General features: G+C 35.3%; 18 protein-coding genes. 2 read left to right on the top strand and 16 right to left on the bottom strand.

Annotation, left to right across the window (positions count from 1 at the left end; all coding sequences use genetic code 11):
* Window positions 1–153: 153 nt before the first annotated feature.
* Together ACQKIM_RS26765 and ACQKIM_RS26760 are read right to left on the bottom strand one after the other, a co-directional pair.
* Window positions 154–306 (bottom strand): YpzG family protein, encoded by a 153-nt coding sequence (locus ACQKIM_RS26765; RefSeq protein WP_427549751.1) that lies wholly within the window; start codon window positions 304–306, stop codon window positions 154–156.
* A gap of 152 nt (window positions 307–458) precedes the next feature.
* Window positions 459–1,109: an SMI1/KNR4 family protein gene (locus tag ACQKIM_RS26760; protein ID WP_427549748.1), complete on the bottom strand. Its 651-nt coding sequence runs from the start codon at window positions 1,107–1,109 to the stop codon at window positions 459–461.
* Window positions 1,110–1,506: 397 nt separating this feature from the next.
* Between ACQKIM_RS26760 and ACQKIM_RS26755 the strand changes: the two genes are divergently transcribed.
* A complete protein-coding gene (locus ACQKIM_RS26755) occupies window positions 1,507–2,493 on the top strand; it encodes an ABC transporter substrate-binding protein (RefSeq protein ID WP_427549746.1) in 987 nt (328 codons plus the stop codon).
* Window positions 2,494–2,708: 215 nt separating this feature from the next.
* Here the strand turns inward: ACQKIM_RS26755 and ACQKIM_RS26750 are convergent, their stop codons facing one another.
* From ACQKIM_RS26750 to ACQKIM_RS26700, 11 genes are all read right to left on the bottom strand, one after another.
* Window positions 2,709–4,355 carry a sensor domain-containing diguanylate cyclase gene (locus tag ACQKIM_RS26750; RefSeq protein ID WP_427549744.1) on the bottom strand — a complete coding sequence of 549 codons (1,647 nt, stop codon included), beginning with the start codon at window positions 4,353–4,355 and terminating at the stop codon, window positions 2,709–2,711.
* 110 nt (window positions 4,356–4,465) lie between these two features.
* A complete protein-coding gene (locus tag ACQKIM_RS26745; RefSeq protein ID WP_427549742.1) occupies window positions 4,466–4,714 on the bottom strand; it encodes a hypothetical protein in 249 nt (82 codons plus the stop codon).
* Window positions 4,707–5,210: an RNA polymerase sigma factor gene (locus tag ACQKIM_RS26740; RefSeq protein ID WP_427549756.1), complete on the bottom strand. Its 504-nt coding sequence runs from the start codon at window positions 5,208–5,210 to the stop codon at window positions 4,707–4,709. Before ACQKIM_RS26740 ends, ACQKIM_RS26745 begins: the two co-directional genes overlap by 8 nt.
* Before the next feature lie 7 nt (window positions 5,211–5,217).
* Complete coding sequence (locus ACQKIM_RS26735; protein WP_427549740.1) at window positions 5,218–5,598, bottom strand: group-specific protein; 381 nt, start codon at window positions 5,596–5,598, stop codon at window positions 5,218–5,220.
* A gap of 8 nt (window positions 5,599–5,606) precedes the next feature.
* Window positions 5,607–6,356 (bottom strand): ABC transporter permease, encoded by a 750-nt coding sequence (locus tag ACQKIM_RS26730; protein ID WP_427549737.1) that lies wholly within the window; start codon window positions 6,354–6,356, stop codon window positions 5,607–5,609.
* The gene (locus tag ACQKIM_RS26725; protein ID WP_427549734.1) at window positions 6,353–7,075 is read right to left on the bottom strand and encodes an ATP-binding cassette domain-containing protein; all 723 of its coding nucleotides are present in this window, start codon (window positions 7,073–7,075) and stop codon (window positions 6,353–6,355) included. Before ACQKIM_RS26725 ends, ACQKIM_RS26730 begins: the two co-directional genes overlap by 4 nt.
* Before the next feature lie 213 nt (window positions 7,076–7,288).
* Window positions 7,289–7,705 carry a pyridoxamine 5'-phosphate oxidase family protein gene (locus ACQKIM_RS26720; protein ID WP_427549732.1) on the bottom strand — a complete coding sequence of 139 codons (417 nt, stop codon included), beginning with the start codon at window positions 7,703–7,705 and terminating at the stop codon, window positions 7,289–7,291.
* A 97-nt stretch (window positions 7,706–7,802) separates the two neighbouring features.
* On the bottom strand, window positions 7,803–8,162 hold the full coding sequence (locus tag ACQKIM_RS26715; RefSeq protein ID WP_427549730.1) for a winged helix-turn-helix transcriptional regulator: 360 nt from the start codon (window positions 8,160–8,162) through the stop codon (window positions 7,803–7,805).
* A 175-nt stretch (window positions 8,163–8,337) separates the two neighbouring features.
* On the bottom strand, window positions 8,338–8,799 hold the full coding sequence (locus ACQKIM_RS26710; protein WP_427549728.1) for a MarR family winged helix-turn-helix transcriptional regulator: 462 nt from the start codon (window positions 8,797–8,799) through the stop codon (window positions 8,338–8,340).
* On the bottom strand, window positions 8,777–9,223 hold the full coding sequence (locus tag ACQKIM_RS26705) for an EVE domain-containing protein (RefSeq protein WP_427549726.1): 447 nt from the start codon (window positions 9,221–9,223) through the stop codon (window positions 8,777–8,779). Before ACQKIM_RS26705 ends, ACQKIM_RS26710 begins: the two co-directional genes overlap by 23 nt.
* Complete coding sequence (locus ACQKIM_RS26700) at window positions 9,220–9,648, bottom strand: hypothetical protein (protein ID WP_427549724.1); 429 nt, start codon at window positions 9,646–9,648, stop codon at window positions 9,220–9,222. The genes ACQKIM_RS26705 and ACQKIM_RS26700 overlap by 4 nt, the downstream gene beginning before the upstream one ends.
* 243 nt (window positions 9,649–9,891) lie before the next feature.
* Between ACQKIM_RS26700 and ACQKIM_RS26695 the strand changes: the two genes are divergently transcribed.
* Window positions 9,892–10,380: a hypothetical protein gene (locus ACQKIM_RS26695; protein WP_427549723.1), complete on the top strand. Its 489-nt coding sequence runs from the start codon at window positions 9,892–9,894 to the stop codon at window positions 10,378–10,380.
* 76 nt (window positions 10,381–10,456) lie between these two features.
* Here the strand turns inward: ACQKIM_RS26695 and ACQKIM_RS26690 are convergent, their stop codons facing one another.
* The 3 genes from ACQKIM_RS26690 to ACQKIM_RS26680 form a co-directional block, all read right to left on the bottom strand.
* Complete coding sequence (locus ACQKIM_RS26690) at window positions 10,457–12,430, bottom strand: ABC transporter substrate-binding protein (protein ID WP_427549721.1); 1,974 nt, start codon at window positions 12,428–12,430, stop codon at window positions 10,457–10,459.
* Window positions 12,431–12,559: 129 nt separating this feature from the next.
* On the bottom strand, window positions 12,560–13,750 hold the full coding sequence (locus ACQKIM_RS26685) for an alpha/beta hydrolase (RefSeq protein ID WP_427549719.1): 1,191 nt from the start codon (window positions 13,748–13,750) through the stop codon (window positions 12,560–12,562).
* Between the two features lie 114 nt (window positions 13,751–13,864).
* Window positions 13,865–14,008 (bottom strand): DUF5808 domain-containing protein, encoded by a 144-nt coding sequence (locus tag ACQKIM_RS26680; protein ID WP_427549754.1) that lies wholly within the window; start codon window positions 14,006–14,008, stop codon window positions 13,865–13,867.
* Between the last annotated feature and the right edge of the window lie 81 nt (window positions 14,009–14,089).

Here is a 14,089-nt window from a genome sequence, read left to right as displayed (position 1 = left end):
CCTGAATTCATTGTATGGCTGGGGGTTTTTTTCTTGTCCATAGCTAGAAGCTCTTTAGAACCCCTCGCATAGCAAGGGGTTTTCAAAAGATACAATAAATAAAAAAGCCCAGAATAAATTCTGGGCTTGATGACACTTACTTTTCTAGCATGATTAAAACTGACGGGCCTTTGCTTCACTTCTCAAGAGACGGTTATGGAGGGTAATCTCCGTTTCACCATTTACTTGAGATTTAGAATGCTTAATCCTTGACCAGTTGCGGTGGATTTTCTGAGATTTGGGGTCTAATTGTTCAAACCTACTCATTTTCCATCCTCCTCATCATTATAGATTTCATAAGTGAAATCCGTTTTAGTATGACCTGTTAATTAAAAATTATTCATTTACCCACACTTCTAGAAATTCAAGTTAACAGCCAAAAAGAGCATTGGAAGTAAATTCAATGTTTTTTTAAATAATTAAATATCTAGTCCCAACCAAGTCCTAAAGCTTTTTGCTGCTTCGCCATCTGGATTTATACCGCTTATAGAACTTGTTGTGAAAGGTAGCCACTGCCAATCCTCACACCCTACAAAACCTATTCTTGACCAATTCTCAATGAATTCGCTGAAATTATTTGCAATCTTAAATCCGTGTCCTTTTCCATCATCGTGGCTAAGATAAACTATCTGAGCATCAATATCATCTTTCATATCAAATGCAAAATAATCGCCATTTCCCACTTCACAAAAAGCTAATTTATTATGCCACACAACATCATATTCGTCTTCAGGGTTCGGAAATACATTGTCTATCCAACCTTTTCGGTCTTCTTCAAGTTGAGGGAGAAGTTCCAAACTCCAGTGAGGTGTTCCACAAAAAAATTCTCTAAATTCATTCGGTTGTTCCATATCGTCAGGTAAAAACCAACGTAAGCTAAAATTTCCTGAGAATTCTGTTAAAACTTTCTTGAAACTAATAGGTAGTTTAATCCCTAAGCTTTCTTCTGTTTGAAGTATTTGTTCAAGAGAAGATGGTTCATCAATAATGACCTCCTGAACTTCTCCGCCTATCTCTCTAATTCTAAAAGTAATAAGTTTTATTCTTTCTTTTACTAATTCGTAATCCATCCTATCACTCCAATTTTATTATATTTAGTTATATAAAAGTTTAAGTTGTTAAAATTCAATGCTTTTTTAAGTTTTATCATAACATTTTGAAGAGTTAATATTAAGGTTCTTCATCATAACTTGTAGTTGATTTCCCTTTTATTCAAAAATTTCGCATTCTCCTATAGAAGAAAAGCGAAAACTCACGATCGTATTTGTTGTCTAGACAAATTGGCTCAATCGATGCACTCATAAGAAACTTATCAGCTGTATTCCTAGTGTTTCTGTTGGGACATAAGATCTGTAGATAAAAAGTTTGTAGTTGTTAAAACGTAGTCCCATAATCTTTTAAAATACACCATTGAAAATGATAATCATTTTCAATATAATGATATACTATAGTTAAAGGAGAAGGATAATGAATAAGTACATAAAAAAATCTGTATTGGTAATGTTGTTAATGAGCCTACTGCTAATAATGGCGGCTTGTGGTAGCAAAAATGAGGATACATCTCAAGAACAAGAAGGTACAAATGGTGACAAGGAATCCACAATGACTGAAACAACACGTATTGTAACAGATTCGGTAGGACGTGAAGTAGAAGTACCAATAGACCCACAACGTGTAATTGTAGATTGGGATTTAGGTCACGTATTAGCTATAGGTGTTGTACCAGTTGCTTCAACAACAAAGGTCATTGGTTATGGTGAATTTTTAAAAGATTACTATCAAGGGCAGGACATTGTAGATCTTGGAAATGAAGATGCTGTATCTTTAGAAACAGCTACTAGTCTAAAACCAGATTTAATTATTACGTTTGCCGAAAAAAATGTAGAGCAATATGAAAAAATTGCACCGACGATTGTGTTCAGTACAGCTAGCTACGACAGCGTGGAAGCAGAAATTACAGCAATCGGCGAGATGTTAAATCACCAAGAGGATGCGAAGAAGTTTATAGCAGATTACATGGCACGTGCAAAGGTAGCTGAAGAAAAAATTAAAGCCGTAATCCCAGAAGGCATAACATTCTCACTATTTACGTTAACAGAGAAAGAAATTGCGGTGATTCCAAGTGGTAACTCAGGCGGTGAAGCGATGTATGATTTATTAAAACTTACAGCACCAACATCTATTCAAAAACTAATAGAAGATAGTAACGGAGATTGGCAGAAGCAACGTATTTCATGGGAAATTGTAGGTGACTATGTAGGGGATTATGTGGGGATTTTAGATTATGATCAAGAATATGAAACGACTTTTACATGGAGTAATTTGGATGTCGTAAAAAATAACAAAGTGATTACATTCGAAGGGAAGTACTTCTTCGCAGCAGATCCAATCTCTGTTATCAATCAAGCAGAGCACATGGCAGAACAAATTATTGAATTAGTACAAAAACAATAAAGTGAAACTTCACTCAGTGAGGGTTTTCCCATCCTTGAGCGCGCTATCGAAAATGGGGTTAAAAGTGGGGCTAGTTCATAACTAACCCCCACTCAAACCGCTTTATAAAGACCCATACCTTTAATATTATACTTCCTAAAGAATCTTTATTTTATAATTATTTCCAATTCCTTGTAATTCATTTAATATAATCTCCTTCATCTAGACCACCCTATTTAAATGTTCGAATCTACTTGATTTGTGCTATCATACACTCTAAGCTGATTTCTACCACTTTCCTTGGCAATATAAAGAGCTTGATCAGCCTTATCAAGCAGCTCATAAAATGTTGAAGCATCGCTGATTTGACCATACTCTGCAATGCCAATACTCACCGTTACATTGATCTTTAAATGGTCATTTGTATATGTATTCGCTTCTACATTTTCGCGAACTCTTTCTGCAATTTTTATGGCACTTTCTATTGATGTATCTGGTGATAAAATAACAAACTCCTCTCCCCCATACCTTGTAATCAGATCAACTCTTCGCACAGAATTAGAAATGATGTTGGCCACATGCTTTAACACTTCATCACCAATTAAATGTCCATAAGTATCATTAACCTTTTTGAAAAAATCAATATCAATGGCTATACATGAACAAGCATTTTCATCTTCTAAACATTTCTCAAAAACAAGCTCTCCCTGCTCAATCAGGTAACGGCGGTTATAGAGCTTTGTCAGCTGACAGGTTACCGATAATTCCTTCAATAAAATTGTATCCTGTTTGACCTTGGTGCTCATGTCATTAAAGGATGAACAAAGCTCCTGAAATTCCTGTGCATAAGGCGCCAGCTGCTGTTCATTTATTTGATACTCATAATTTCCTTGCTGTACCTTTCCAACACCTGTCAGAAGCTGTTGAATGGGTTCTTCAATTTTTTTTGAAAGCTGTAGCATAACTCTAATGGTAAAGAATGACCCTATGACAATACATATGGCTATGAGAAGAAATCGAATAATGAGTGGCTTTAATGCATCGAATAAACCAATTTCTGAAATAATAAACCATTTCCCTTGATTGATCGGCTTACTTTTCGCAAACACCCATTTCCTGTTCATGACTTTATAAATATGAAGGTCATTTGCAGTATTATTGACAGCGAAATTAAGAATATGCTCATCCACTTTGAATTGTTCAGATAAGTTATCATTTTTTCCGACATTTAATGCAGTCAGCATCATGCCATCCTGATTCATAATATAGGCATGTCCAAGAAAGCCGACCCTTGATTCATAAAGTAGCTGATTGATTGTCTGGACATTCACGGTTCCAAAAACTACTCCATTAAATTGTTGCTGCTCATTCAAAATAGGTGAGGCAAATGCAACAATAGGCTGATTGGTAACCTTACTGATTAAAATATCTGTGATGTAGGGTTGTTGTGTTTTTTTAGCAATTTGAAAATACTCTCGATTTTGTACATTTACACCTGTCCCATTTGTTGAGAACTCAGTAACTGTATCAAATTGCACAATGCCCTCTTTATTGACGAAGATCAAGTCCGCAAAATCTGTTTTATCTTTAAAATCTTGAAAAAAAGCTTGTGCCTTTTCATAATGATAACCTTTTACAAAGTCTAAATTAGCAATAGTATGTATATCACCGGAACGTTCTGTTAACCAGCTTTCAAAAAAATATGTTTGAGCATTTAAATAATTTGCCATCTCTTCATTTTGATGTTGAATGGTTTGTCGGAACTCAATGAAAAGAGTTGGAATAAATATACAAAGTCCAATGATAAAAGTAATGAGTATAAGTGCTCTATGAAGCTGACCTCTTATCTTGTTTGGCTGTGGAATATTTCTAAAAACCTTCAAAGATATTCACCCCCCCAAAATAAATCCAAAATACAATAAATAGTACTCTATTCATTAAAAATACCACAATCTAATGACTGTGGCAGTGAAATATTTAAGAGTTATTCATTTTATTGTAACAAAATTTGAAGAATTGTAATAAATACAGCTGTGACGATAGGCAATAGTTTCAAAGAAGTGTAGCCGACTGAGGATGAACAAATAGGTTCTAATGGATCTTTCGTAGGAGAGGCTAAATACTGGATAAAACGTTGCCAGCGACTTTTCTTATATGTGATTAGCTGCTTGGGAATCTCCACTTTATCATGATCTAAGCTGTCTTTTAGCCATTGCTCCTTGTTAAATTCATTCTTAAGCATCGAAATCCTCCTTTAGCTCTTCCTTTAAAGCCTTTATCGCATTATGTAATCTTGATTTAACGGTACCAAGTGGGATGGACAAAATTTGTGCAATTTCCTCCTGTGGCAAATCATGATAATACACAAGCAAAATAACAGCTCGTTGCTTATCAGGTAATTGAAGTATGGCTTCTTGTATCGTTAATTTTTCATCAGTCGATAGACGACGACTTTCTGTTGGTACTAAAAACGGAAAGAGTGTGCGCCACTTTTTACGGCGATTTAATTTATTGATCATTAAGCGGTAAGCGATTTGAAATAAAAATGCTTTAACCGTTCCCTTTTGCTGGTCAAAGTCTTCTTTTATATATTGTAAACGCTCAAAGGTATCTTGCACAATATCAATGCTTAGCTGCTCCTCACGAGTATAACGAAATAAAAAGCAGTACAGAGGCTCATACAAACGACTATAGAGCTGTTCAAAGCCCTCAATATCGCCACTTTTATAGACCTCCATCCACTCCTCATTGCTCATCATCTAGCTCATCCCCCCAATGAGCCTTAATGGACTTTAAAGTCATAGATAGACGTTGAACCAAGTATGCGACTATTACAATGACCCATGCTGACGATTGATTTGCAAAAAACTGCACATATGGATTTTCGATTGTTTGAGAGGAGGCCAAAAGAAAGAAAACTGCCTGCACACAAAGTATTGTATAAATGGCTAAAACGAGCGTTAAAGTATCAAATACATTCCAACGTAAATAAATTGTTGTTTTTTTATAATTAATTTTTCTATTTTCGCGTACAACATATTTTTTATCCATCGGGATTGTAATTCCCAAAATAATAATAGTCAAAACTCCATTTGCAATTAAAGATACAATAAATCCAATTCCCATAAAATCACCTACTTACTGGTATATACTTTTTTAGCGATGGCTGCTAGAACCAAGCTAAGAATTGTTAAAATCATAAAATACTGATATTGCGGAAGCCAAGTTTCTCCTATTAAATTTAAAGACACTTGCAAGCTATCAAATAAATATAGCATCGGGTTCCAGATTAAGAAAATAAAATAATCCTGGGGGTTTTTTTTCGCTAATGTTAAAAACATCGTTGACATTTGTATGGAAAACATAAATAACATCATAATCGGTACAAGCATACTTGTTGCCACTTTTTCATTTTTAAATAGACCTGCCAATATAAAGCTCAATGGATACAAAGCCAGTAATACAAAATTACTTATTAAAATAATTAGTAAAAATGATGATAATGATATATCAATAATAAATGAGTAACCAGTGAATATTAACACTAAAAATAGATTTAGTAAAGTAAAGACACCGATTCCCATCCCTATATAGTAAGTGTGTGGCTTAATGCCTGTACGCTGCACCCATTGTAGGGTTTTATTGGCTTTCATATCTGCTAAATAGATTGTAGCACTAGAAAAAGAAAAGAAAAAGATTAGCATTATTATAGAAATCGGTAAAAACTGACCTTTAATCAAAAAATTAAATGATTCTTCAGTCATCACGCTTTTAGCAAAAAATGATATGCCCATAAACATAAATCCTGGCAACAAATTTCCAATAGCCATTCCTGGGTTACGAATACTTTCCAACATATACATACGTGCAATTTGCTTGATCATCCTGCTTTTCCTCCTAAAATTTGACCTGTCGCTTCGTAATAAAGACCTTCAATTCCTGGCAATTTTGCGTCAGTATATTTATTATAGAGCTCATCTTGTGTAGCATTTTCAATGATTTTACCCTCTTTCAAGATGACAACATAATCAAATAATGGCTCTAATCCTGCCACCTCATGACTAATAATAATGAGCAATTTATTACGCTGACTAATTTCCTGCTGTAGGTAAAACATCAATTGCTTTTTCTTTGTTAAATCTAAATCAGCAAATGGCTCATCTAAAATGATGATTGGTTTATTTAATAAAAAAGAAAGGAAGATGGATACTGCTTTTCGCTGACCGCCTGACGCATTTTTCAACAAAATATGATCATACGTTGGTAACCCTAATATTTCATATAGCTCACTCAAATCAATCCTGTTGTTCGTCAATGTAGCAAAAAGAGCAATCACTTCGCGAATTTTAAGATGCTGATAACTCAAAAAAAATTGATATTGCAGCGCTACCTGCTCGTGTACATTAACGGACGAACCCTGGATTTGCATAGAACCATTATCTGATTTTAGATCGCCTGCTATACACTTTGATAATGTAGATTTCCCCGCTCCATTTTGGCCAAGCAATAAATAGCAGTGGCCCCATTTAAATGTAGTCGATACACCGTTCAATACGTTTACACCATTAAATTTTTTCACAATATCCTTAACAATAAGTTCCAAAATATAACCTCCCTATTTTGTATTTCACTTACTATACAAACAGGGATCATGAAAAGTTCATTTTATTTTTTAAAAAACAAAAAAAGTTTTTTCTATCACCATTACGCACTCAATCCTTCACGTTCAATAGGAAGAAGCATTAAAAAAAGCCCACACGCTTGTGCAGACTTCATAGCTTCTAACATACCGTGAAACCAAGAATTTTCTACTCCATTACACTTCAAAGGTTTTGGAAGAAAAATTGTTATAGTATCTTCCAGACAAGCAGGTAAATTTTAATACACAGTAATCAGGATCCGTTACACCAAGTGGATAATACAGTGTATCGCCATCTTGCCAGATTAACTCCTTAGATGCCAGATCCTCTAACACTTCCATAGTTCCCTTGAACATTACCCCTTCAAAACGCTTTTGATCGCAAAAGTAAATGCTTGCCCTTTGTTCATTCCGGAATTGGGCTACCCGCATAGAGGACGTATTCGTTGTAAAATAAAAAGTATGAAAGCCCTCCCTTACGCGTGGTGCAAGCATGGCCTTCACTTGAGGAAACCCCTCATGATCGATGGAGCCTACGAATGCCGTATTTTGCTGTTCTAGCAGCCTGTTAACTGAATTCTGTAAATTATTCATTTAAGTATATACTCCTTTCTGATTCAATGCTGTCTAGAAATAGTATACGGAGCTTTGAAACTATCGAACAGTACCCACTTTTTCGTAAGTATCTTTTTTATTCAATGAATCCCCTCATTCTTAAGAAATCTTCCATTCCATGCTCCTGCATTAATTGAATGCCCACATTTTGCATAATTTCTACTGCTTCGTAGAGTTTTTTACCTCTCTCGCTTAAACGATACTCTACTTTTAATGGATAACCTTCAAAAGAGGTTTTTTCTATAATGTTGAATTCCATTAAATCGTTTAGATGCTCTAATAACATTTTTTGAGTAATTCCTTGAATATCTTTAACAAGTTGTGAAAGAGATGCAGGTCCTTTGGCAAGTTGCCATAAAATCATAGGCTTCCATTTTCCTCGTGTTATATCATGGGTTAATTCTAACGGACAAGTATATTGATTTCTCATTTTCATCTATGTTCACCTCCGCCATTTATTGTATTTTAATATGTTGGTTTAGCGTATCATAAAAGAGGTTGGAATATGTATATTTCTGTTAAATAAAAAGCGCGAGAAATCAACGTCTCTCAAATTGATTTCTCACGCAAATTAGGTTTTACATAAATGATTTTTCTCTACATTAAAACTCTCACTCATCCACTTCTGCTTTTAGAGATAGCAGTGAGAGTAGCTCCTCATTAAAACTATGTTGCTTATCGTGAATAGGCTTAAAAAATTGGGCATCCGTATTTTCAACAATCGGTAACGCAATTTTAATTTTATTTGACCCCTCCTCAGTTGGTGAAAGTAGTATTTCGCGCTTATCTAAAGGGTTTTTGTTTCTACAAATAAATCCTTTAGCCTCAAGTGTTCTGACAACATCTGAAACCATCATACTATTTAATTTTGTAAAATCCGCAAGTTTTTTTTGAGTAACCGTCTCACCATTTACATGTAGAAAATCACAAGCAGTTAATAGTACAAACTGGACATGTGTCAGATCTATCTTGCTCAGTTCCTTTATAATCATCCTCTGCCAAGCTTGCGTAACTTGCCATAATAAAAAACCTGAGCTTTCTTTTGGATCATTAAACTTCGATTTCCAATCCACTAAAATCCACCCCCATTGCATTTGCAATTGTCATAAAATCTTGTTTAGTTACTTCAAAATGTCCTCTACGAAATAATAAACCTACATTGGCGTTTTCAGATACGAATGTTAGCTTTGATTTGATAAGTGCAAAGCTTATACTTTGACAGGGCTGATACAATATGTCCAACCTGTAGGGAATAAATTGAGGAGCCATTTCCACTCGATAAATGTACCCTGACTTAACCGTTCCAATAGCAGTAAAGGCTTGAAGAGGATTGCCGTCTGGATATTTGGTTTTTGGCGAATAGTATATTAACCAATCTCCTGCTTTCATTCTCTTTAAAGGTGCATATTTTCCATGACAAAGCTGTGCAAACCCACCTTTTTCACCTATTTTAACATGTTCTTCTGATACAACCCCTATCCAAAATCTTTGCTTCATGAGATATCACCACTAGCAAGCTGGTTTAAATTGGACATACTACTCGGAATTTCTTGTGTAATCATAGGACCAATTTGATTCCCAATCATTTCCGCATTCGGTCCTGATAGGATTACACTATGTGTCACCTTTGTCTGCAAACCAAGAACTTCTATTTCATGACGAAAATCCATCTTAATGCTTAACTGTTCGAGAATTGTTGTATTGGTGAAAAGTTTATTTTCTTTCACTTCTGTAAGCGTAAATAGTAAAGGTTCCTGTCCTAGAAGTGTTAAATACCCTGTGATACCTTCTTCAAATGGCCCATCAATTTTTACTTCCATTATACTACCGTCCCATTTTTTCCATTTACCAACATTGCTATATAGCTTCCAAATAGCTTTTGGTGTAGCTTCAGTAATAATCGAATTCTCATATTTCCACATAATTATTCACCCATTCTTAAATTAGTAAGTGCACTTATCAATAATACTAAGCGCACTTACCATCTTTGTCAATAAAATTTGATGTAGAGGGTAATCATAAGCGAGAACGTTTTTTCATAATTTCCCTTCTAAAGTCCTAATTTTTTTTAAACTAATTTTAACCTTGATACGCTAAACTATTTTTTTAGGGAATGTAGAAAAAGTGTTTAATTCTTCCCTGATCATTTTTTAGGAGGATATTCTATGAAAAAATTAGTTATTGGTAGCACATTAGTCGTTGGTTTATTATTTGCAGGAGCAGACCAATCATCTGCAGCTTCCATTCAAGGAGTAGGCAATCAGGGGATGGCTCCCATTGATTTATCTTCTGTCGATTTAGAAACAGCCTTAATAATGGTTCAACAGCAAAGAACAAACCTATTAGAGAACCAATTACAAACACAATTGACAGAGGTTCAAGCAAGAAATGAACAACTAGCTAACTTAAATGACCAGATTAACCAATTAAATGTAGAAAAAGCAGCTACAACTGATACAGCAAGGCAAGCAGAAATTAATGGGCAGCTTCAAACAGTAAAAGGTCAAATCGATACACTAAGCAACTCACAGCAAATGGATATGCTGCGCCTGCAAAGTATGAACAATAAACGAAATGAAGCTTTTGATGCAATGACAAATTTTGTGAAGAAAATGCAGGATAGTCGATCATCCATTATCGGCAATATGCGCTAATTTAGTATGGATGCATACAAAAATAGACTTGCCTCTTAGCTTAGCAAGTCTATTTTTAACGATTATTTAAATGAACTTACTTTTTTCCCAATAAAACCTTAACAATTTTATCAAGCTGCATTTCTAATGAGTATGGATCTTCCATGACAAATTCATCTTCAAATTCACCATACATATATACATTGCCATTTTTAACAGCAGGAGCTCCCTGCCAAATTGGGCTGTTTAAAATTTCTTTGGCATCTTCCTGTGAATTTACATAAACAAATACATGATCACCTAAATACTGTGGCAATACCTCTAAAGAGATATTTTCAAATCCTTCTTTCATATTTAACGCTTGTTCAGTAGGAGGTAATTTCAACATCTGATAAATCGTATTACTACCATAATTTCCACCATCAGCAGCTAGCACATACAAACCTGTAGGGCTTAATTGAACGACTGAAACGGTTTCTCCTTCTTTAATAATACCATCTATTTGTTTACGAGCTTCCTCAACCTTGTTCTTGTACTCCTCTATCCACTGGTCTGCTTCTCGTTCCTTTCCAAATACTTCTGCAATTCTTCTGAATTTTTCTAATGGCCCTGCAGTCGAAAGCTCCTCCCAATAAGGGATAAAGACTGTTGTACCAATCTTTTCATATTGCTCGATATTTTCTTCTATGGACCCAATAATTAAATCTGGCTCCAACATAATCAGTTTTTCAGGGTTCATTGGAAAATTACCCAAATTCTCTATTTTAGCTAATATCTCTTTAGAAATATCTGATTTTTCAATCCAAGCCTCCTGTAACATCCCTTCTCGTACACCAACTGGAATAATACCTAGCTTTAATAGTTGTCCCATATACTGATCTGAGGCTACTCGTTGTGGTTGTGCAGGCACTTCTACATCACCTCTTGGTGTAGAAACAATTCTTGTTTTACCTTCCTGTACAGCCTCTTGTCCGCTATTTGCTTGTGTTTCCACTTGATTTGATGCTGATTGTGAAGTATTTGTATTTGTTGCATTTGAGCATGCTGCTAGCAACAATGAGAGGCACATAAACAAGGTCATGGCCTTTAATTTCATGTTTTTGTACTTCGACATTTCCATTGCTCCCTTTCGTTGATAATGATTTTCAATTTCATCATCAATATACCACTCGAATGGATCTGGGAGAATAGCATATCTTCTTTTCCAAAGTGGCAAATCTTCACCTTGCCGTTTTTGTCTCCATTCTACTTTATATTGAGCTGGGGATACGCCCTTATGTCGTTTAAAGCTACGACTCAATGAATGTCCATCAGGGTACCCAACATGCTCTGCAATTTCCTGTAACGTAGCTTCTGTTTCCAAAAGTAATTTCGCTGCCTTATTTACCCTTATTTCGCCTAAATAATGAATAGGACTCGTATGCATTTTTTCTTTAAATAGCTTTGATAAATAGCCTACACTACAGGTTAATTCCTGTGCTAATATTTCAAGCGTCAGGGGTTTATAATAATTTTCTTTTATATAGCGAACTGCCTCCTCCACTATATCTGGCTTTAATGGACGAATTTCCTGTGTATGCATTTGCCGTACAAGCTCATAGACAAATTGATAAAATAATGATTTGATATGTAAATTTTTTAGCTCTTTGTCAGATGATTGTAACCAAATACTATTCATCTGCTCAGCTTTGTCAAAAAGAGCAAGTTGATTATGGGGTGCAAAAGCATACTGGTATTGGAATGGATTATTTGTTTCCAATAAGGCTTCAATATCTTGTCGTTTAGGTAATGGGAGAATCGCTTTATAGAAAATCATAAAGTATTCAAAATCTTTCTCTGCGACAATCTCAATATGTATCCCTTTTCCTGCATGAAGGACATAAAATGGTTGTACCATATGCCTGCTTTTGTCCATCCAAATTTGTGCACTGCCTCTCTTTGTATAGAGAAAGGCACTGGATGGCAATCGGTAGGGACCAAAGTCCTCCCCTTGCTCCATTATAGTAAAGCGTACATCCATAATTTTGATATATGCGTGATTCCACAAAAATATATGATCACTTAATTTCATCGAGGTAAAGCACTCCTTCTATCTTGAACCATTGTCATTTAACTAGTTTAACAGAAATTCAAATAATTGATAATGATTCTCATAGAAAAAACTAGATGAAGTTACTGTACAACTTCATCTAGCTAGGTCTTACTTTTCATTTTTAATAAATTGCTGAAGTGCTGGTAGCAATTCTTCATGTAGCGATAATGTAGGGTCTGAATAGGTTGCTAAATTCCCAGCGCGATCTGTTGGGGCCTTTTTCAACACATGGTTCATGTCCTTCATATAATGCAGCTCGGCATCTTGTTTACCTTTCTTTAACGCTTCTACATCTGTTGCTACTATTTGAATATCATTCGTTCCTTGAATAAGTAAAACGCGGCAATTCACTTTTGCAAGTTCATTTGCAGGGTTATACTTTAACCAAGAAATCATGTATGGTTGAACGGAAGAACGGAATAATGACTGTAACTCAGGAGAAACGTTCTTTACTTGTTCACCTTTTTTCAGGGATGTAAGGGCATCTGTCGTTTCTTTTAGAAGCGCAGGCGCTAACTGGCCTTTCAATTGCTCTAATAGAATTTCATCTGCTGGTCTTCCGGCGCCTGCAATTGAAACGAAGGATTCTACATTTGTTTTTTGGGCTGCTAGTAAACCGATAAGCGAGCCTTCGCTATGACCAATAATATGAACACTTGTATAAGCTTTATCAGCCAATAGGGTATTAATCACTTGAACGGCATCATCCACATATTGATCAATGGTAATATCCTCTTCCTTTGTTAAAAGGGACATATTATCGCCAAGTCCACGTTTATCATAGCGAACAGTTGCGATGCCCTCATTGGCCAATCCTTCCGCAATCATTTTTAAACTATTATTTTTACCAGCTATAGCAGAATTACCATCCTTATCAGTTGGACCAGAGCCTGCTATAATAAGAGCGACTGGAGATGGCTCTTTACTAGCCTTTTGAAGGGCCACTGTTAACTCACCATTTTGAACGGGAATTTTCAATGTTTCATACGTAACAGGTTGTTTAGGTTGTTCTTTATAGGGTTTTAATATCAGTGGCAATTTCCCACCATTTTGTTGAAATGTTGCTTCAATTTGCTCATCTTTTAATGTCCCATTAATTTCAACAGCCGAGCCACTTAAGCTGATAGAAACCTTTACTTGATCGCCATTATATTGAATGTTCTGAAATGGATAATTGGATAATCCTTGTACAGGAACTGATAATGTTCCACTATCCTCTTGCAAATCAACAATAATCGGAAGTGCTCCATTTGGCGTCTCGATATTTCCTTCCCATTTTCCAATAAACAATGTGTTCATGTCATGTCCTCCTTTAGTTTCTGATCCTTTTGTGTTATTTTCCTTCTGAGCGCAGGCTGTTACTAATAAGAGTGCGCAGCAAAGAAATAAAAGCTTTTTCATACAATCTCCCCCCTATATAAAAATGATTAATAAAATCGGCAAGAATATGACGAGTACAATGATATAACTCCATTTATTTGCAAGATTCACGGTCCAACCAATACCAAATTTTTTTTGCAATAAAAATGAAGGATCATTTTTACATGTTGTTGAAATACTATTATGTCAATGACATCAAGGTGACAAATTAAAAAGTATAACCCTTTTTCAAAACGAGGGGTTGATCTCCGTTCCGAC

Origin of the sequence: Lysinibacillus sp. NPDC047702 (assembly GCF_050272555.1) — a bacterium.
GTDB lineage: Bacteria > Bacillota > Bacilli > Bacillales_A > Planococcaceae > Lysinibacillus.
This window is presented reverse-complemented; position numbering and strand designations above follow the sequence as displayed.